This window comes from Lutimonas halocynthiae, from assembly GCF_030409835.1.
Lineage (GTDB): Bacteria > Bacteroidota > Bacteroidia > Flavobacteriales > Flavobacteriaceae > Lutimonas > Lutimonas halocynthiae.
The window spans coordinates 1-18486 of the sequence record NZ_JAUFQO010000016.1 but is presented as its reverse complement, the minus strand read 5'-3'; the positions used below and the strand labels follow the sequence as shown (position 1 = coordinate 18486).

Here is an 18486-nt window from a genome sequence, read left to right as displayed (position 1 = left end):
TTGTTTTTAATCTTGCTAAAAATAGTGTTATTCGTTAAGAAATTGCTTCAAATCACCCCAATTATGTGTGCTATCATAGCCTAATTCACCTGCTGAAACAAATAGCGGGGCCTCGATATTATTACTAAATAAGGCTCCGGTTCCTAAACCTTGAGGTAGCTCATTCTTCAAAGTATATGTAAATTGTGCAATGGCATTTAATCCGATATTACTTTCCAAGGCCGATGTGATCCACCATCCGATTCCGAGCGCCTCAGCCATTTCTATCCACTCCCGGCTTCCCTTGAACCCTCCTACCAAACTCGGTTTTAAAATGATATACTGGGGGTTTATTGAAACCAATAAAGCCCGCTTTTGCTCTTTCTCAAGCACACCTATCAATTCCTCATCTAATGCAATAGGTATAGGGCTGGAGCTGCATAATTCTCGCATAGCTTCAATTTGTCCAGCCTTGATAGGCTGCTCAATGGAATGAATGCCAAAAACAGCCAATTTCTCTAATTTCTCTAAGGCATTCTCCATTGAAAACGCGCCGTTTACGTCAACTCTCAGTTCAAGCTCAGATGGATCGTATTGATTTCTTATTCCTTTGAGTATTTCTAATTCGGTTTGAAAATCAATCGCACCAATTTTCATTTTCAAGGTCGTAAAGCCTTCTTTGAGCTTGTTTGAAATTTGTTCATTCATAAAAGATTCCGCTCCCATCCATATCAGGCCATTAATCGGAATGCAATCCAAACCTTTAGAAAAATTCGAAGGAAACAATTCGTACTTATCTTGAGACGCCAAAGAAAGTAAGGCCTGTTCCAAACCAAACTGAATAGAAGGAAACTCTTTGAGTTCCTGAAAAAGTGATTCTTGATCAGCATTGATGTTATCGCATAACCACTGCAATTTATCTTCATAATCTGGCCTGTCATCATAACTCAAACCTCTAAAAAGACCACACTCACCTACTCCAGTTTTAGCAGCAGCTCTTATTGATAAAAAATAGGTTTCTTTTTGATGCAAAACACCACGAGACGTACCCCCTGGCCTTTTAAAATCTAGCAGATATTTATGAAATGAAGCTTTTATAACAAATTCTTTTAATGAAGTATAAGCAAATATATGCTATTTTTAAATTTAGAAACTCAGTCTGAAAAGACAATAAAAAATATTTTTACTAAATTTAAACTTGAATTTTATAAGATTTTTCAATTATGATGCTATGAAAAAAATCTTGTTCCTTTTATTAATGACTAGTTTCCAGATATATGGGCAAGAATTGCTTTTAGATGTCTTACCCCTTGACGACCATAAAGTAGTTTTCAAAAATGTAAATGAAGTTTTAGGAGATTCCAAACTTGTATTAACAAATAAAGCTGTTGAATGGTTTGAAGAAAATGAGCTTCAAATTGATCAAAAAATGGCCCAGGATGAAACTCATGATTTAATTTCCGGACTTTACGTTTTTAAGGAACTATGGGGACCAAATGATTATCCTGAACTCTACAAAAAAATTCAATGCAGAATCAGTCTTACTACAAAAAATGGACGCTATCAATATAAAATTTTCAATTTTGTGGTAAAAGAACCACAACAGGAATCACAGTTGGAAATCTATCAAATGGACGAAAAAAAATTACAAAAATACAACCCTGCATTCTATAAACGAATAGATGCAAAAATGAAAGATTTGATCTTTTCCATTGAAAGCAAAATGAAGCAATCCACTAACGATTAATAGATTTTAGCTGCCCAACCTCCTCCGCTGACCATATGAATGGGGATAACTGAATTTTTATCAACTTCTATAATTTCTCTTTTATAATCCTGAGCGTGATGTGCTGCATTCATGCCATCTTTCATGATTTCCATAGTAAAGGTTCCTGGTCCCAGAAAATCAAGTTTGATATTCATGTCTCGTGGGGTATCATCTGTCATGGCACCCAAGTACCAGTTTTTCCCATTTCTTCTCGCTAATAAAATATAGTCGGCTACTTTGGCCTCAAGAACCCTAGTTTCATCCCAGGTAGTTGGAATACTTGTCATAAAATCAACTGACTCCTGCTCTTGTTTGTATCTGCTTGGCGATTCACATAACATCTGTAATGGCGCTTCAAATACAACATACATGGCCAGTTGATGACAACGCGTCCCCAGTGCCATCGGTCTTGTAAAACTGATGTTATAATTAGTTAAATGTGCATTTTCCATAGCGCCCGGTGTAAAATCCATGGGCCCGGCGGCCATCCTGATAAAAGGAATAGTCACGTTATGTTCAGGACTAATATCTGCACTCCATTTATTATTTTCATTGCCCTTTACTCCTTCATAGTTAATCACATTGGGCCAAACTCTTTCAATACCAGCCGGCTTAAAAGCCCCATGATAATCAACCATTAATTGTAAGTCAGCCGCTTTGGAAGCGATGGTTTCATAAGATTTTACCATATACTGGTCACTTCTTTGCATAAAATCAACTTTGATGCCTTTTACTCCCCATGAAGCGTATCGCTCTAGAATTTCATCTGTATTTTCATCCAAGGGCTTCCATAAGACCCATAAAATAATTTCCACACCTTTGTCTTTCGCGTAGGCAATAAGTTCCAGAATATCAATTTCAGGATTGGCCTCCAGAATCTCAGTAGTTGACTTGGTCCAGCCCTCATCGAGTATTACATATTCAATCTCGTTATCTGCGGCAAAATCAATATAGTACTTGTAGGTTTCGGTATTGATTCCAGCCTTGAAATCAACACCGTATATATTGTTTGCATTATACCAGTCCCAGGCCACTTTACCCGGCTTGATCCATGAAGCGTCCTTAATTTTAGAGCGTCCAGACAACTGTGTAACCAGATTTGATTCTACAAATACCCTATCGTCATCACTGATCATAAATACCCTCCAAGGATAGGATCTACCTCCATTTACTGTCGCTATATATGCAGCTTCCTTTTCAAGAATTTGATTTCTATCAGGCGAATCCTTTTCATTAGCCCGGGCACTTAAAACATATTTCGGAAAATCAGCTTCCAAGACACCTGGCTTGGTACTCTTTAAAAACATGCCTGGATAGTCATGCAGCGATGCTTCAGTAAACAAGACCTTTACTTTACTTGCTTCAAATAGCACAGGTAAACTACAAAAGTCATTCGTAGCCAATTCACTCAATGGTTTATACAAATAGATCCTTTCATTATGCGAATACATAGATTCTTCCTCCGGAAAATAGGTGCTTGATCCTTCAGGGAATTTCAAGGTCATTGTTTCATCATATACTTCTTTGCTTTTCTTATGATTATCGATAAATCTATACGTTACGCCATCGTTATACACCCTGAAAACAACTTGATAACCACCTTTAAATAATAATGTCATTTCATTGAACTTACTTTCAATATGACTGTCTTTATGTGCGATCTGCGGATTAAAAATCTCCTCCTTAGATTTTAGCTTGACATCCTTTAATCTTGGATCAACTCCTAAAACCCTGCCCTTATCCATTGTCATGGAAATAATCGCATTTTCTATTACCACTTGATTGTCAAAATGCACCGTCCAGCTTATCTGCCCTTGGGTATTCACTTCAAGGTGAATCCTATTATCAGGTGAGTATAGAGGTTTTATTTGAGCCAAAACAACGCTATGCAAGATTAGAAAAAGAATAAAAAAAGATAGTTTTTTTAAAGAAGTAAAAGAAGTCATAAAGCCAGTGTTTGGAATAGATTATAAATATAAAAAATCTCTCTTGATAAGCTTTACATTATTCCAATTAACAATTATATTTGTCTACGAAAATTGCTTTATATGGCATCATTTCTATGCCCTCGTAGTTCAACGGATAGAACAAAAGTTTCCTAAACTTTAGATCTAGGTTCGATTCCTAGCGAGGGTACAACTCAATAAGCTTAACAATTTGATAAACTAACTGTTAAACTTTTTTGTTTTTAAAAGAACCCCTGATCGAACCCCTGAACCTTTTCATTTGCTTGATATTTGACTTATTTCTCAATTTGACTTTTGGATCAATTATGATTGATCGATTGCACTAAGTTCGGGTTTATAAATTTATTTTTTGTTTAGGAAATTTTTTATTCCATATAAAAAAGAAAGAATGTAAGTTTCACTAATTGTACCTAGGCATTAGGATTTATTTTTTTAAAAGTCAAATATGTCTCTGCCAATTCATACTCCCCTTCATTTCTTAACCAATTTATAAATGATTCTTGTTGAACATTTTCTATTAGTTTATTGTAGCGTTCTTTCATCCATCGATATTTGACTTTTAGATCAGATTTATATACGTTACTTGATCCCATAAGGCCTTTCCGTATTTTCTTACCAATTTTTTCAATGTAATCGGGGAATCCATATTGAGGATCATCCAATTCTTCCTGAGCTTTAGCAAAATAATCAATATAATACATTCCATCTGAATCCTTTTCCAACAAGGATTCTACAAATTCCTTTTCCTCTTTGGAAGTATGATGCTCCATTGTTGCCTTTCCTGCTAAATCAATTATATCTTTATGCAATATCACTCTTGGATATAATGCAGCTTTGGATTCTAGAATGTAAGCTTCGGCAAGAGCGGGCCCAAACAAGACCTCCTTTGTGTGAATTAACTTGCCATAAGTAATTGCTCCTCTACAAAGAATGCCCATGTAAATAAGTCTCATAATCATCCATTTAATCTCAAGTAATGTTGAAAATATTTCACTTTTTTCCTCTGTTTTAAATGAAATAACAAGACAATCGGAAAAAGTAGTTATTTCTTTGCTGTTTTGGGGTATGGTTTTTCCGAATTTGTATTCGTCCAAATTCCAAACATCACGAATAGCCCTATAAGCTGAAAATATTTCTTCAATTTTTTCAGAGTTATCTTCCCCTTTTCTATCAGTGGTTTTTGAAAGCATATCTTTAAAACCGAGTATGTCAATAAATACGGTAACTCTATTTTCGTAGTTCATTTATTATATGTTGGTTCATATTATATATTGATTGAATCAAAGTTGAAAAAATTCAGCACAACTCGTTTCTATATAATTCAAATGTGCCTGATCACCGATTTGAGAATCATAAACTGTTTCCATATAAGTCTAACCATTTTACAGCTTTTTTATATTCAGGAAAGTATGAACGTAATAGAGTCCAAAAACAATTATCTGGAATTTTAAAATCGTGCTTTTTCTCTAAAATCTTTTTAAGCTGTTTTTCATTAGGTTCAGAACCGTACTCGTTTTTAAATTCCTTAATGGCGTTTTCAGTTTCCCATTCATAGTTGTCAGAAAGTCTTTTAAAGAATAACAGGGTTAATATGTAAGATTTGTAATCTTCTACTTTGTCTCTCAGAATGTCTGCCATTCCAAACAGTATACTTCCTAATGCTTGCTTTGAAATCATTTATTATTTGATTTAATCTTTTTCAATTATCTAAAGTAGCTAAGTTAGCATGAATCTCGATAAGGAATTCCGTAAATTATTAACATTTATAACCGTTTTAAATAGGATAATTGTTACTCCACAAAGTCGCCAGCTAATAGACATTATCGAGATGGTATTTCTTTACGGTTACCTTTGTCAAGAATTAACCAAACCCAATGATTTTAGGTGTGGGTAGAAATAGTTTATAAGATCAGTTCCTAAAATATTTTTATCGATTTTTTTAAAGTCTCTATAGCAAATATCGTGGATACCATTGGTGCATTTTTTTAGTTTAATATTACTGCCACAATAGCATAAGTCTCTAACCTTAAGTTTCCCTCCTTTGTATCGATTAAACAATAATTCCGCAATTTTTAAATCGTTATGAATTTGAAGAATATCTCTATATCCTTCAATCACCCCTTCTCCATTGTGAGAATATTCATCGGTTTTATATTTCATATTGATTTCATAATATGAGTTATTTTGAAAATAAGGAATGACAATATTTTTTATAAACAGATAAATACTTGTAATCTTTGTTTTTAATAAAATCTGCGATCTTGCCTTAGTGGTAAAACAGCATGAACCAGAATCAGAATATACATGTCTTTCAATTCTTCGAGGAATACGTCCATCTAACTCATATACCAAAGGAAAAAATTCAGGGTAAGGTTTAAGGTCAATTTTTATCTGATAAAAATCAAATCCTGACACCTTAATAATTCCCCATAGGCAATTATTATTGCGATCGTAATTTAGTTCTGGAAAATTCTCAATAACCTGATTAATTTCAGTATTAATATCCATAGGGTTTCGGTGTTACGGTTGCCATGCCCAAGGCCTTAATTAATTCCTTATTTTTAGTGTCACTGTCATTGTCTTCACCAAGTGGATATCGACTTCCAAACTGATTTTTCACTAATATATTAGAGGCTTTTCTAAAGTTAGGCTCCTCATCCGCTCGATCCAAATCGTTTAATAAACTCGATATGCTGCTCAAGAAATTACTTTTTCTAGTATCGGAATAGTTTGCGAATAGATCTTCACCCGCTGGGGTAGTTGGCCGTAAACATTTAAATCCAAATGTATTAGTCAATTGAGATTCTATGTTTCTTATTGTTTCTCGAAAAGCTCTGTCATCATTATCATCTTCAAAATAATTTTCAGTGGCCAAAATGGTAAGTTCAAAACCACTAGGTAATTTTAAGCTATTATTATTTGTTTCTCTAAAATTTTTCCATGCTTTTAAATATCTAACAATACGCTCCAGCTGAGTTGTTTTTTTACCATTGAACCACTCGGTAAACTCTTTTGGGTCGCTCTCCAACCAACCTTTTGATCTATGAGCCAACAAGATAGATTCTTCATTTTTATAATAAATTGGTAAATCTATGTGATGACCATCCGCAAAAACGACTCTAATACATGTATTTTTTTTTATTGAACTTTGCCCTGTATGATTATCTACTGAGTCAAAAATCCAGTTATGCAATGTATTGATTGATCTATGATCGTTTTGTTCATTCTTTTTAATAAAATAAACACCATCGTCTAAGTCGTACATTAACTTTTGTTTTCCTTGACTATCTGTCACCGGCAAAGGATTAATAACAGTATTCATGCTGTATGAGCCTTGCCCATTAAATTTTGGTTGTAATTCATCTGGCTTGTTATCTTTAAACCATTTGCGAATTTTCTTTCGCAACTCCTTACGGCTATTTTTTAAACTTTCTTTTCTCTTAGATGTTAGGCTTATGTTCTTATTAAATTCTATAAATTCCTTATGTAATACTGCCATAGTTTTACTATTTTTTAAAAATCGTGATTTAAGTTATTACTGACCCATTGAAGTTTTATGTACTCACCTCTGGTTTGAAATGGATATCTTTCTGTGAAATATCTTCCAGATAATAATTTCATATTCCCATTTTTAATGAATTTTAGCACATCAGTTCCATAGTGCGGCGGGAAACTTTTATTTTGATTCCCATCATTTAAGAAATTATAAATTAGTATGTGGTGCTGCTCATCCTTTGTTTTTTCAATATGCATTCCTTTGTTAACAGATTCAGATGATTTTGTTCCATTTGATCCATATGTAAAAGAAGACACTGATATGCCACTTCCATTTTGTTTAATGATTTTGATATGCCTTAAATCATCGGTAATAAGCTCACCGGATTCATTTTTGTATTGGTATCTTAAAATTCCTTCATATCGACCGGAAAAATCATCGAAAGTAAACAACCATTTAAATGGTTTGTATTTCCATAAATAGTTTGTAATAGTCACCAAGAAAGTAGTTACTATACTAAATATTGAAATGGATAAATTCCAGTGACTTTTAGCTGAAATAACTATGAATAATAGTATTCCTATTAAAAAAACTAGAAAATTAGACTTATAATATTTTAAAAAATCTTGTTTCATTTAAATTTTATTTATTATTAAATTGAACTATCTTTTCCTCCAAAATGATATGTATTTTGATAGTCTTAAATTCCTGTTAGAGGACAGGTCTCAACCATCTACTTAAAGCGTGACTCACGCTTTTGGTATGATTAATATAAACCTATGGAGGTTTCAGTAGAAGAGTTGCAAAAAGCAACATCTGATGACTTAATTGAATATATTGCTTGGAAAGATGAATACCCTGAAGAGGCAAAAAGAGCCTTTGAAGAATTTATGCTTAGGTTTGAGCAAGATGTTTTGAAAAATTCAGAAATAATTTGTTGCAATTGGGGTTATAACGAAATCATTGCTTTAGACATTTCTAAATGTGTTTTTAATAAAGTTTGGAAGTACCCAACATATGATCATAAAAAATCAAAAGCCTCAAATGTTGAAAAAGGAATCAAATTATGGCTTTATAGAATTATTTTTACTCAACTAGTTAATTACAAATCTAAAGGAACATGTTATGAACCTGATAAAGACACGGATCTCTCCTTGATTTATTCTGTTCAAGAATTAATTGATATTTCATCTCCATCCGAAGATGGAAGAAGAATGCTTCGAAAAAGACTCGAAGTTGTAGAGAAAGCACTTTCACAATTAACTGAGAAACATAGAATAATTTATTTAAACTATAAGTTATATGTTCAAGAAAACAACAAAAATATTCCTAGGGCGATTAGCAAAAAATTACAAGTTGAACTTGAATTAACAACAGGATCGATAAGGAAGTATAAACAGGAAGCTAATAAGGCAATTGAATCATATTTAAATAGGATAAATGGCTAAAAAAGATAAATTAAGTGGATTAGTGGATAAGAACAATTTTGACTTTTGGCTTAGTTCAACTGGCTATTTATTCCCTAGAAATGAAACAGAGCTTGATGTTTTTGAGAAGTTGTATGAAAATTTTGAACATAAGATTGACTTGTCACGTATAGATACGAACAAAATTATTGAGGGGAACTTTAGCTTTAAAGGAAAAGTTGTTTCATTATTGAAAAAGGATGAAATAGATAATTTTGATGATTTTAAAATGGTTGCCAGAAAAGGTGAAAATGAAATTCCAAAGGAAATTCTTCAAAAGATGAGAAGTAAACATAAGAATGGAAGTAAGTAATACGTCTAAAAATTATATAAAGGATTTAGCAGAGTTCATTGCATTAGAGCATGAAGAAATTATAACACCATTAGACAAGATTGTAGATTCAGAAAATTTATTTGTGTTTTATGATGATTATGGAAAATCTTTTGATGGAATAACCATTTATGATGACAACCGTTTTTATATTCATATAAATACAGAAAGAGGTAATGATATTGATTCTACAAGAGGAAGATTTACGCTGGCGCATGAATTAGGACATTATTTTATAGATTCACATAGAATAGGCTTGATGAATGGTCTATTGAAGCCTCACCCTTCTTTTAATGATAAACAAAAATATAACAGAATTGAGCGTGAAGCGGATTATTTTTCTTCGTGTTTATTAATGCCAGAAAAAAGATATTCTAAGGATTGTGTAGGAAGAAAATTTGAATTTGCGATTATAGAAAATCTTGCAAAAAAATATCGAGTTAGTCTAACTGCAAGTGCCATAAGGTTTTCCGATATTGGGAATCATCCAATTCAAATAATTTTTAGCGTGAATAATGAGATAGCATGGAAATGGGCAAGTAAAGATTTTCCATATAAATATTTGGCTGAAGGGAATTCAAAAATACCTGAAGATTCTCTTGCTGCGAGTTACTTTAAAACAGGAAGAGGGGAAAAAAGAACAGAAGATTTATCGGTTGGGGATTGGTTTAAATGCTATAAATATGAAGATGAAGAAAGAAATATATATGAGCACATCATTCCGTTTAGGAATATGGCGTTAAGTGTTATTTGGGAAGATTAATCTACTTCCTAACCAAATGAGTGTGTGTTTTATTTAGTTAACTTTTTTTCATTGATTCATGCAATAAATAAGTTGTTGCAATATATCACTTAATGCATAGGAAGACTGACCAATAACTTGTATCGCTTTTAACTACATATCCAATCTTCACTTAACTAGTTTATTTTGGATACTTATATTATATAATTTTCACTGTCTCTTAGAAGATAAACCTTCATCAAATGACTAACCATAGACTCTATAGATTGTTATCTCAATAATAGTCATTTTGAACTTATACCGGCAGAATGGATTTATTACATTGCAGATAGGGTATATCATGAGTATTTTAATCCTTAGCCTCTAAGAGTTTTTGGCTATTCCATTAGTACTTGCAGTAAGACTACTGTGAAACAACGAGAGAGGTTAAGAGAATTGCTGATAGAACCATTTTCCCGATTAACTCTTTACCTTCTTGCTACTTTCCAAAAAGATTATGTCATTTACTACATTTTGAAGCACATATTGAGTTGAGCCATCTTTATCTTTAAATGATGATGAATCAAACCTAGCTTCAATTGCAACTTCCTTTCCGTTTTTAAGATATTTGTCAATTACTTTCGCTGTGCCATTCCAAGCAACTAATGGTACATATGAATAGTTTGGAATCATTTCACCATCATTATTTTTATAACTCTCATCTATCCTTAATTTGAAGTGAATACGATTCACATTGTTTTTGTAAGTCTTTACTTTTCCTTTGTTTTGAATTTTACCAATTAGGTTTATTTTATTTCTCATGATTTATGTTTTTATAATTGTTTGTTTTGTCAGTATTCTTTAAAAGGTATAATCGAAGTTTGAAAAGGGGGGTTACTTGCCTATATTCATACAAGCAGTAAACCATTCCCTTTTCGATAGCCTCAATTAGCCAAGTTAAAGGCTAGTTTATGTGTTACTTCTTCTATCATCATAAAGTGTCCACTTTCACGATATTCTTGGATTAATTTATTTAATTCTCTTCGGTCGGATTCAAACGCTTTAGGATGATTCTTTTGCATGACCTTTCTAAAGTAAGGGTCTTGAATGTAGCACCAGCGCCTCAGGTTCATGGAGCTCAAATTTTCAAGGTCCTTGGACATAGGCTTAAGTTCAATTTTGCTTAAACTGTTAATCAAATCCTGGGAAAGAATTTCGTATGCCTTCCAGCTAGCCAAATCATCTAATGTTATAATAGGGTTGCTTTTAAGGCATCTAAGACTGTTAAGGTGAGACCTAGTGTAACACTTTTCTACTCTCAGGTGATTCTTATCTAGAATGATTCCTTCCCTTCGCTTAATCTCTGAGGTTTTGTCATACATCTTTAGCTTATGGGTAGTGTTGGCGTAGAAAGAGCCATAGATTAATCCATTGGCATGCATTGAGAGTGGAGACTTATCTTTATAATGGCCGAGTCGGGATAATGTCCATGGAATATTATTGTCTTCAATAACACATCCATACTCAAAGCTCATTATCTTCGCTTTTCTGATAGAAACGCCTAAAATATTTTCAATATTACATATGGCCTCTTGCAGTTGTGTATAAGTGAGATTTGTATAGTTGTTTCCGTGATAATACTTTGTAATACTATTCTGAATAGTTAATTGGTCTTCTCTGATTGTAAGATGGAGATTATCTAATTTGGAAACATACCTCACTACAACTCCTTTTCTCACTACTGGGTCAAAATTCAATCCAAATATTCTTAATGTGGAATTAACTCTCTGAAGCACCGATGAAGGTGCCTCAAAGAGTATATTGATTTTTATATTATCGATCATTCTTCTTTGGAATAAAGGAATTGTAATTTATTATTACTGTAACTAATGTAATTTAGCTCACGTCCGCATTGCAACTTAATAAAGAAATCTATTAGCAACTCGTTTGCAAAGTGATCTAATTGGAGAATTTGATTCTCTTGATAGATTTGTAACGCTATGCATTCTTGGAACAATATGTCATGGTAAAATTCATTATAGTCGTGCGTTGAATGGGGTTCTACTTGCACCGAAACTTGGGTAAATTGATTGCGAATTAGTGATTCATATTCGATTAAATGACCCTTTATAGTTTTCCTTTTACTTTCATATTCGTCCATATAATGTAATTCATTATTTTTTTGAATTCCATTGACTAATTTGAACCTGTATTGGTCAAATAATATGTTTGATTCATGATAAGCCTTGTTAAAATCAATTTTTTCAAAAATTTCACACTGTGTGTAATTGAATGGGAATACTATATTACTTAGATCTCTCATTTTGTATAATTTATTTTTGTTAGACTTTCTTCGATTGCTTGGCGACTATAAAGAATTTTATTTCTTAAACGAATGAATGGTATCCGCCCTTCTCGTCTTAATTCCCAAAGAGTCGTTCTTGATATATCCAACAGAAGCATACATTCTTGAGTGTTTAAATATTCCTTTTGTAAATCCTTTTGATAATGCATATTTTTTAGTTTTATAATTATTCTGCAATTTTATGGTAGGGGATTTTGGGGATATCCCCTTTATTCAAATTTTTGTAAAAAATTCTTAATTATTGGCACATGATAATCTGTTTTACAAGGGTAATTTCTAGAATGCTCATTACCACTATATAGTTCATTAATGCATTTTCTAACAGCTTCTTGGTTTTCACCTATTAATACGGAAACAAGTAAACTGAATTTAGTTTGATTACAATTATTGAAATTTCCCTTTAGTAAATTTAGTATTCCAAGTTGCTTTAAAAGGCAGATTTTCAAGGGAACTCCGGTAATATTAGAATCTAATTCTTCCGAACAAGATTCATTTAATTGGTAATTCTCCAAAATGATGTGGGAGTGTTGTTCTAATAATGACAGAAATTCCTCTGCCATGATCTCTTTAATTTTTACTCTAAATTGATTTGAATTGATCATAATATTATTTAAAGTAAAAGTTCTTCATCAAGGTTGCGTAGAGTAAAATAATAATATATTTATTTAATATGCTTATAATCAAATAAATATGTTTAATTTTAATACATGCCAATAATAAAGATCATCAATTGAAAAGAGGAGAAAAAATCAAATCATATATAGACACATTTGAATTAGATGTGGAGGTAAATAAATATGAATATGACAGTATTAGATTTAATAAGAAGAGGTCATTTTTATACCTATTACTTGATTTCAAGAAAGGATCTACCTATACATCTGTTGGATTAAAACTAGGTGTCAACAGAAGAACGGTTAAAAGGTGGCAGATTAATTTTGAGGAAGGAGGTATCGAGAGGTTATTTAAAAAATATAAGTCCGGAAGAAGAACTCGAAGAGTGATAAATGATGAAGTTGAAGAATTTATAAAAGATTGGCTAGCTTTGAGAAGCCATAGAAGTTTAGATTTATCATGTAAGCTATTATGTAGAGACATTCAAACGAAATATCGTATTAATATAAAATATGGAACTGTATATCGAGCAATTAAGAGGTTTAGTTAATATCATATTTATTAGTCTGATTCTTTAAGATCTTAGGTCTCCCAATACTCCTCTAACTTTTTAGCGTATTCTGAAGGAGTAATTTTAATATAGTCAATAAACTGTTTCTCTGTCTTATGACCAGTTATTTTCATTATGGTTAATGTGTCTATTTTAGTTAATACTTTATATTTTCTGGTATAAGAGCTTCTATACTGTTTATTTTAACCCGAGGATTTATTCTTCATTTTGAAATGAAAATCTATTATGCCAATATTTTCAAAAGTTTCTCTTGATATTAATCTTCTGATAACTGGTTTTAGATTATATGAGAAATTAACTTTTTATTCAAAAATCATCTGAAAAATATAGAAATCTGCGTTTTTTATTTAAAAAACTGATTTTGGTGTTAGTATTTTAATTCTTCTAAAAAATATAATTTAAGCGATCAGATTAGGCTTTGAAAAATAAACATACCCCTTGGGATAAGAATATTGTCTATTCATCCTTAATTAATTTGAAATAACAATTTAATTACAGGTAATAAAAATTGGTGGTTACTGGGTATTTTTGGTGAGTCCCAAATTCTAGTTTTATTTATTATTAACTTATATAGGGTTGGAAATGTAATGATCTTTTTTCGAAATGGTATGTTCTATTGCACATTTTAAGTTAATTAAAATTTCATTTGTCACTCCATTCTAGAATTGAAAAACATTTTTTTTAATCAACCTATATAGATTTACGAATGACCCCCTCGAAGTCCTGTAATTTTTTCATTTATTTTCTTCTCCTATTGTGGTTGAATCCATTTAATGGTGTGATTTACTCACAAGAAACCACTTCAATAAAGACGATAGAAAAAGATACGAAAAAAGTTGAGAAAAAGTTTTCAGTAAAAAAATTTTTCCATCATAGCGATTCTTCAAAACTGGCAAAACGTTATATAAGATGGCATAAGAACTTAAGAAATTCTGGAAAAAAGGAGTTTAGAGTAAATATTAACGAGGATTCAATGGATCTTTTTGTACCTAAAGATACGAGCCAGATTATACTAAATAAAGAAGTCTTAGGTTTTTATCCACATTGGAGTAAAAATCTTTACAGGTATTTAAATTATTCCATGTTGACAACGATTGCCTATTTTGGTTATAAGGTAAATCCCCATTCAGGTGATATGGAATGCCCAAAAGGATCTGAGTTATCTAAATTAATTACTCACGCAAAATATAATCATGATAAGAGTGTATTGATTACTTTGTCACTCTTTGGGTTCGACAGAAATAGTTTGTTTTTAAATAATAATGAAGCAGGAATCAGACTGATTAATAAAATTTTAAAAGAATTAGAAAGAACAGATGCTGATGGAGTCTGTATAGATTTTGAAGGTGTTTCAAAATCTGATAAGGAGGTTTTCAATACTTTTATTGCGCTTTTAGGAGAGAAATTTAAATCCTCGGATAAAAACTACCTTTTATATTTAACGGTTCCTTCTGTTGATTATAATGATTATTTGTTGTTCGATGATCTAAACGATTATATTGATCAATATGTAATTATGGGATATGACTACTATAGTTCAACTAGTAAGGTGTCAGGACCATCAGCTCCCCTTGAAAGTGATGTAAAAAGTCCTTTTAGTTTAACAGAATCGATCAATGTTTACTGCAAGAAAAAAGAGGTGCCTCGAGAGAAAATAATTTTGGCTCTACCATTTTATGCTAATTTGTGGGAAACAAAAAATGGCTTAAAGGGTTCAAAAGTATATCGCTTCATAAAACACCTAACTCAAGATTCAGCTCAAAACTTTTTAAAGGAAAAACAGCTCGAATTAAAACATAATGATTCCATATTAATACGCAATGATTCTATAAGTAAGAGTTCTTGGTATTCTTATATTATAACTCCTTCTGCTCCTAGTTATAAAAGGCAATGGAGACAATTGTGGTTTGATACTGATAAGGATATGAAGGCTAAAATGAGTTTAGTGGATCATGAATCTTTAAATGGCCTTGGTATATGGGCCTTAGGATATAATAATGAACATCAAAATTATTGGAATATTTTAAAAGAAATTGTAGTAAAAAAAGATTCTTCAAAACTAAAACCAAAACCCATTAAACCAGAATATAAATATCCCGATACAATAGAAATAGTTATTACTGGTAAAAATGAAGCAGGCTTAGATACTTTACCAAATTTCATATTGGCTGAATTCTCTAAATATGACAAGTCGATTAAAGATTTAAAAGCTAAAGACACTATCCTTTCTGAAAGAATAACAAAGGTTGAAAAAGGGAATTACAAGACCAATAATTGGGCTGAATTTAAAAAATTCTTAAAGACAGTGAACTACAAGAATTCACAGCATTTGGTTTTATTCATATTAGCATTCATAATAATCTTTGGAGGTGTCGGATTCATAATTTCATTATTTCAACCACATATTAGAATAATCTTTTTTAGTGGCAAGTACTTGATTTTTTATGTAGGAATTATGATGGTAAGTCTCATGGCAATTTTAATGAACAACACCAATTCCAAAAAGACGATGTTAATACTTGGTTTCTCTTTTGGTGTTGTTGGATTGTTTTTTATCAATAAAATATTACTTAATAATTATAAGAATTTACCATGAGTGGGATATTAGCAACAGAAAAAGAGGCCTTGACCAAAGAGCAGGGTAAGCTGATGAAATTTTTCGCAGCCCTTAAAAAATTTCTTGCAAAAGAGTTCTTATGGGTTGTATTCGTAGCCATATTGGCCCTTCCATTAGCTGAGTTATTTAAAGCGATTTTGGATAATTACTCGCCTAGTTTTAAGGCTTATATTGCCGGTTTAATGCATAGTACAGAATTATTCTTACCCACCTATGTATTGAGTGCGGCAGGTATTTATTTCATACGGGCGATAATCGGATCTATAAAAACTCTAGTTAAGAAGCCTAAAAATTAATACCATGATAGCAAAAGCATTAATTTTCTTAACCACTTTTCTTAATAAGCAATTGAATAATTCATATGACTTAATGAACAACCCTGTTATGGCCAGTAGCTTAATCAATCCAGATGGAAGTATCACCGAAAACATTGGGAATAAAATTGTTATATCTGTAATCAATATGGAGCATGAAACATATATGAATCCAAATGAGGTATATAAAAGAGGTACGGGGTCGACATTGGGACAAGTTACTCCGCCTATTTATCTAAATATCTACCTCATGATTTCCGCTAATTATAATTCTGACAATTATTTAGAGGCATTTAAAAATCTCTCAGCTGTTATAAGTGTTTTACAATCAAACCCATATTTTACAAAGAAGAAACACCCAGAGATGGCAGATCCATTGACTAAATTAACTATGGAAATATTTAATGTGCCTCTAACTGAACTCAGTCATATATGGAGCGGAATAGGGGCCAAATATGTTCCCTCTTTAGTCTATAAAATGAGAATGATAACCATACAAGAAGATAAAGTAACAAGAGAAATACCAATGATTACCGGATTGGAAACTAAATTTAGATCAGAATAACGGCATGGATATTAAGTATTACAAATGGCTAGACATAGAAGTAACCAATAATTACTTTGAAAATGGAGTTTGTCCATATTTTGAGATGATTCCCTTGAATAGCACTACTATTGAATTAAAAAACTATAATATTTTAATTCAGAAGAACAATAACTTATTTACCTTTTATCTTGGAGTTGCTAATGTGTCGGATTTAAGTGCAACTAATGTATCCGATTCGATAATTAAAGAAAATATTAAGAATCTTAGTAATCTGTATTTTCAATTGATTGTTGAGGATGAATTATTTATGAATTATACCGATATACCTGAAGTTAATCATAGACAATTATTCTTATTTCAATTTCCTAATAACGCTATTGGACTTCAGATAAATGATTCTAATTATAGAGTTAATTTATTGGATTTAGATGCTTTGCAGGCAGCAATGAATTCATCTTCAAGTGTTGCAATAAAAAATGAAATAGGGCTCACTGTTCAACAGAAAAAGGATCCTGAAAACAAGATTCCCGCTGTAAATTATAAGAATCTTACCTATGGTAAATTTAAGCTGTTTGTCGATAATCAATTCGCGCAAGGTTTTTACCATTTCGATACTGATTTGGCTTCAAATTGTCTAGGCATTTTAGAACTTAAGAGTAAACAGATACGCGCAGAACAAGAAAAGTCACCAATTTATACGATCAATTTTAAATCGAGAAAAGTGTATTGGGAATACCAAATAATATTCCCCTCGAACTGGAGTATTGATGATGAAGAAGTTGAAATTCAAGGAATAGGTGATCAAATTTATGAAAGAGTCACAACCAAAGAACCAAAATTGATAAATGGTCAATTGGTAAAAGTTTTCAAATCTAAAAGTCCTTATGCCTTACAAAACCATCTTATAGAAAACCCCACATTGAAATTGAAATACTTAGCCCCTTTTTCACAGAGGAAGGAAAGTTTGAATATAAAACTCCCCAATCCGGGAATCGAAAATTTATTTAAAACCAATACCGAAAAGAATGATGATCCATTCTGTTCAACAACAATAGTATATGTATAACTTAAATCAAATCTTATGTCAAATGAAATGAAAACCCCAGGCGTATACATTCGAGAACTGGATGCATTTGGGAATGCTGTAGTTCCAGTGCCAACGGCTGTCCCCGCCTTTATTGGTTACACGCAAAAAACGACTGATAAAAAGGGAAAAGGCCTTATCAATAAGGCTAAAAAGATTAATTCTCTTGCAGAATTTATGTCAATATATGAAGATCCTAACCCTTTATCGCGGCCTAAGATTCAATTTAGAGTGAAAGGACTGGATTCACCTCCTATAGATTTTCAAAGTGCTAAATTATTTGTAGTTTCTGAAGCATTAAAGATCAATGAAATGGGTGCTGAAGGTGATTACTACCTGGACACTAGAATACCTAAGTTATACGGGCCTAAAAAAGCCCCAGAATTGACTAGTGTCACTGTTGAAACACTAATCGAATTTTCGAGTAAAAAGGATGATGATGCCATAGGATCATATTCTATTGATTTAAATAGCAAAACAATGTTTGGCCCTAAAAAAGATCCGAGCAAATGGGGTGAATCATTCGAGGTTAATATTGTACCCAAAGAGCCTGATGTCAAGGATATGACCAATGGATCTTATTACTATATTCAGGATGATAAGAAATTAATTGGACCTGTCGATATTACTTTGTGGCCGGAACTT

At 32.0% G+C, this 18486-nt stretch carries 21 protein-coding genes, 1 tRNA gene and 1 pseudogene; 11 read left to right on the top strand and 12 right to left on the bottom strand.

The features are described from left to right. Positions 1-27: 27 nt before the first annotated feature. Positions 28-1077 (bottom strand): o-succinylbenzoate synthase, encoded by a 1050-nt coding sequence (locus tag QWY87_RS12980; RefSeq protein WP_290293708.1) that lies wholly within the window; start codon positions 1075-1077, stop codon positions 28-30. Between the two features lie 133 nt (positions 1078-1210). Between QWY87_RS12980 and QWY87_RS12975 the strand changes: the two genes are divergently transcribed. Continuing rightward, a complete protein-coding gene (locus QWY87_RS12975) occupies positions 1211-1726 on the top strand; it encodes a hypothetical protein (protein WP_290291886.1) in 516 nt (171 codons plus the stop codon). On the opposite strand, the gene QWY87_RS12970 is transcribed toward QWY87_RS12975, so the two are convergent. Then, complete coding sequence (locus QWY87_RS12970; protein WP_290291883.1) at positions 1723-3693, bottom strand: glycoside hydrolase family 97 protein; 1971 nt, start codon at positions 3691-3693, stop codon at positions 1723-1725. The genes QWY87_RS12975 and QWY87_RS12970 overlap by 4 nt on opposite strands. A 118-nt stretch (positions 3694-3811) precedes the next feature. On the opposite strand from QWY87_RS12970, the gene QWY87_RS12965 reads away from it, so the two are divergent. After that, positions 3812-3883 (top strand) — tRNA-Arg (locus QWY87_RS12965). Positions 3884-4124: 241 nt separating this feature from the next. Here the strand turns inward: QWY87_RS12965 and QWY87_RS12960 are convergent. The 5 genes from QWY87_RS12960 to QWY87_RS12940 form a co-directional block, all read right to left on the bottom strand. Then, positions 4125-4958 (bottom strand): hypothetical protein, encoded by an 834-nt coding sequence (locus QWY87_RS12960; protein WP_290291882.1) that lies wholly within the window; start codon positions 4956-4958, stop codon positions 4125-4127. A gap of 106 nt (positions 4959-5064) precedes the next feature. After that, positions 5065-5391 carry a type I restriction-modification system subunit M N-terminal domain-containing protein gene (locus QWY87_RS12955; RefSeq protein WP_290291880.1) on the bottom strand — a complete coding sequence of 109 codons (327 nt, stop codon included), beginning with the start codon at positions 5389-5391 and terminating at the stop codon, positions 5065-5067. Between the two features lie 177 nt (positions 5392-5568). Further along, positions 5569-6222 carry a hypothetical protein gene (locus tag QWY87_RS12950; protein ID WP_290291878.1) on the bottom strand — a complete coding sequence of 218 codons (654 nt, stop codon included), beginning with the start codon at positions 6220-6222 and terminating at the stop codon, positions 5569-5571. Continuing rightward, a complete protein-coding gene (locus tag QWY87_RS12945; RefSeq protein ID WP_290291876.1) occupies positions 6212-7213 on the bottom strand; it encodes a cyclic GMP-AMP synthase DncV-like nucleotidyltransferase in 1002 nt (333 codons plus the stop codon). Before QWY87_RS12945 ends, QWY87_RS12950 begins: the two co-directional genes overlap by 11 nt. Positions 7214-7227: 14 nt before the next feature. After that, entirely contained in the window at positions 7228-7845 is a 618-nt protein-coding gene (locus QWY87_RS12940; RefSeq protein ID WP_290291874.1) for a Cap15 family cyclic dinucleotide receptor domain-containing protein, read from the bottom strand. A gap of 144 nt (positions 7846-7989) precedes the next feature. Here QWY87_RS12940 and QWY87_RS12935 point away from each other — a divergent pair, with 144 nt between their 5' ends. The 3 genes from QWY87_RS12935 to QWY87_RS12925 are packed head-to-tail and all read left to right on the top strand — an operon-like array spanning position 7990 to position 9770. Beyond that, entirely contained in the window at positions 7990-8658 is a 669-nt protein-coding gene (locus tag QWY87_RS12935; RefSeq protein WP_290291872.1) for a sigma-70 RNA polymerase sigma factor region 4 domain-containing protein, read from the top strand. Beyond that, positions 8651-8989 (top strand): hypothetical protein, encoded by a 339-nt coding sequence (locus tag QWY87_RS12930; protein WP_290291869.1) that lies wholly within the window; start codon positions 8651-8653, stop codon positions 8987-8989. Before QWY87_RS12935 ends, QWY87_RS12930 begins: the two co-directional genes overlap by 8 nt. After that, positions 8976-9770 carry an ImmA/IrrE family metallo-endopeptidase gene (locus QWY87_RS12925; protein WP_290291865.1) on the top strand — a complete coding sequence of 265 codons (795 nt, stop codon included), beginning with the start codon at positions 8976-8978 and terminating at the stop codon, positions 9768-9770. Before QWY87_RS12930 ends, QWY87_RS12925 begins: the two co-directional genes overlap by 14 nt. Before the next feature lie 438 nt (positions 9771-10208). On the opposite strand, the gene QWY87_RS12920 is transcribed toward QWY87_RS12925, so the two are convergent. The 5 genes from QWY87_RS12920 to QWY87_RS12905 all read right to left on the bottom strand — a co-directional run bounded on the left by QWY87_RS12920 (position 10209) and on the right by QWY87_RS12905 (position 12653). Continuing rightward, a complete protein-coding gene (locus tag QWY87_RS12920; protein ID WP_290291863.1) occupies positions 10209-10550 on the bottom strand; it encodes a single-stranded DNA-binding protein in 342 nt (113 codons plus the stop codon). A 122-nt stretch (positions 10551-10672) separates the two neighbouring features. Next, a complete protein-coding gene (locus tag QWY87_RS12915; RefSeq protein ID WP_290291861.1) occupies positions 10673-11485 on the bottom strand; it encodes a hypothetical protein in 813 nt (270 codons plus the stop codon). 83 nt (positions 11486-11568) lie between these two features. Then, the gene (locus QWY87_RS12910; protein WP_290291857.1) at positions 11569-12051 is read right to left on the bottom strand and encodes a hypothetical protein; all 483 of its coding nucleotides are present in this window, start codon (positions 12049-12051) and stop codon (positions 11569-11571) included. After that, positions 12048-12242 (bottom strand): helix-turn-helix domain-containing protein, encoded by a 195-nt coding sequence (locus QWY87_RS17870; protein WP_353959171.1) that lies wholly within the window; start codon positions 12240-12242, stop codon positions 12048-12050. Before QWY87_RS17870 ends, QWY87_RS12910 begins: the two co-directional genes overlap by 4 nt. Before the next feature lie 60 nt (positions 12243-12302). Beyond that, positions 12303-12653 (bottom strand): hypothetical protein, encoded by a 351-nt coding sequence (locus QWY87_RS12905; protein WP_290291855.1) that lies wholly within the window; start codon positions 12651-12653, stop codon positions 12303-12305. Positions 12654-12823: 170 nt separating this feature from the next. On the opposite strand from QWY87_RS12905, the gene QWY87_RS12900 reads away from it, so the two are divergent. The 6 genes and pseudogenes from QWY87_RS12900 to QWY87_RS12875 all read left to right on the top strand — a co-directional run. Then, positions 12824-13258, top strand: coding sequence for a helix-turn-helix domain-containing protein (locus tag QWY87_RS12900; protein WP_290291853.1), 435 nt, complete (start codon positions 12824-12826; stop codon positions 13256-13258). Between the two features lie 727 nt (positions 13259-13985). Then, positions 13986-15875 carry a glycosyl hydrolase family 18 protein gene (locus QWY87_RS12895; RefSeq protein WP_290291851.1) on the top strand — a complete coding sequence of 630 codons (1890 nt, stop codon included), beginning with the start codon at positions 13986-13988 and terminating at the stop codon, positions 15873-15875. Further along, positions 15872-16192 carry a hypothetical protein gene (locus QWY87_RS12890; RefSeq protein WP_290291849.1) on the top strand — a complete coding sequence of 107 codons (321 nt, stop codon included), beginning with the start codon at positions 15872-15874 and terminating at the stop codon, positions 16190-16192. The genes QWY87_RS12895 and QWY87_RS12890 overlap by 4 nt, the downstream gene beginning before the upstream one ends. Positions 16193-16196: 4 nt before the next feature. After that, positions 16197-16775, top strand: a complete 579-nt coding sequence (locus QWY87_RS12885) for a Pvc16 family protein (RefSeq protein ID WP_290291848.1) — start codon at positions 16197-16199, stop codon at positions 16773-16775. A 4-nt stretch (positions 16776-16779) separates the two neighbouring features. Beyond that, on the top strand, positions 16780-17823 hold the full coding sequence (locus QWY87_RS12880; RefSeq protein WP_290291847.1) for a hypothetical protein: 1044 nt from the start codon (positions 16780-16782) through the stop codon (positions 17821-17823). A 15-nt stretch (positions 17824-17838) separates the two neighbouring features. Then, positions 17839-18486, top strand: a pseudogene (locus tag QWY87_RS12875) (hypothetical protein); the annotation flags it as partial.

Excerpts from the sequence above, each read along its gene's own strand:
- QWY87_RS12935 (WP_290291872.1), top strand. The coding sequence starts at position 7,990 with ATGGAGGTTTCAGTAGAAGAGTTGCAAAAAGCAACATCTGATGACTTA.
- QWY87_RS12880 (WP_290291847.1), top strand. The coding sequence starts at position 16,780 with ATGGATATTAAGTATTACAAATGGCTAGACATAGAAGTAACCAATAAT.
- QWY87_RS12960 (WP_290291882.1), bottom strand. The coding sequence starts at position 4,958 with ATGAACTACGAAAATAGAGTTACCGTATTTATTGACATACTCGGTTTT.
- QWY87_RS12890 (WP_290291849.1), top strand. The coding sequence starts at position 15,872 with ATGAGTGGGATATTAGCAACAGAAAAAGAGGCCTTGACCAAAGAGCAG.
- QWY87_RS12920 (WP_290291863.1), bottom strand. The coding sequence starts at position 10,550 with ATGAGAAATAAAATAAACCTAATTGGTAAAATTCAAAACAAAGGAAAA.
- QWY87_RS12910 (WP_290291857.1), bottom strand. The coding sequence starts at position 12,051 with ATGAGAGATCTAAGTAATATAGTATTCCCATTCAATTACACACAGTGT.
- QWY87_RS12905 (WP_290291855.1), bottom strand. The coding sequence starts at position 12,653 with ATGGCAGAGGAATTTCTGTCATTATTAGAACAACACTCCCACATCATT.
- QWY87_RS12885 (WP_290291848.1), top strand. The coding sequence starts at position 16,197 with ATGATAGCAAAAGCATTAATTTTCTTAACCACTTTTCTTAATAAGCAA.
- QWY87_RS12950 (WP_290291878.1), bottom strand. The coding sequence starts at position 6,222 with ATGGATATTAATACTGAAATTAATCAGGTTATTGAGAATTTTCCAGAA.
- QWY87_RS12925 (WP_290291865.1), top strand. The coding sequence starts at position 8,976 with ATGGAAGTAAGTAATACGTCTAAAAATTATATAAAGGATTTAGCAGAG.
- QWY87_RS12930 (WP_290291869.1), top strand. The coding sequence starts at position 8,651 with ATGGCTAAAAAAGATAAATTAAGTGGATTAGTGGATAAGAACAATTTT.
- QWY87_RS12955 (WP_290291880.1), bottom strand. The coding sequence starts at position 5,391 with ATGATTTCAAAGCAAGCATTAGGAAGTATACTGTTTGGAATGGCAGAC.
- QWY87_RS12895 (WP_290291851.1), top strand. The coding sequence starts at position 13,986 with ATGACCCCCTCGAAGTCCTGTAATTTTTTCATTTATTTTCTTCTCCTA.
- QWY87_RS12945 (WP_290291876.1), bottom strand. The coding sequence starts at position 7,213 with ATGGCAGTATTACATAAGGAATTTATAGAATTTAATAAGAACATAAGC.
- QWY87_RS12940 (WP_290291874.1), bottom strand. The coding sequence starts at position 7,845 with ATGAAACAAGATTTTTTAAAATATTATAAGTCTAATTTTCTAGTTTTT.
- QWY87_RS12970 (WP_290291883.1), bottom strand. The coding sequence starts at position 3,693 with ATGACTTCTTTTACTTCTTTAAAAAAACTATCTTTTTTTATTCTTTTT.
- QWY87_RS17870 (WP_353959171.1), bottom strand. The coding sequence starts at position 12,242 with ATGCATTATCAAAAGGATTTACAAAAGGAATATTTAAACACTCAAGAA.
- QWY87_RS12975 (WP_290291886.1), top strand. The coding sequence starts at position 1,211 with ATGAAAAAAATCTTGTTCCTTTTATTAATGACTAGTTTCCAGATATAT.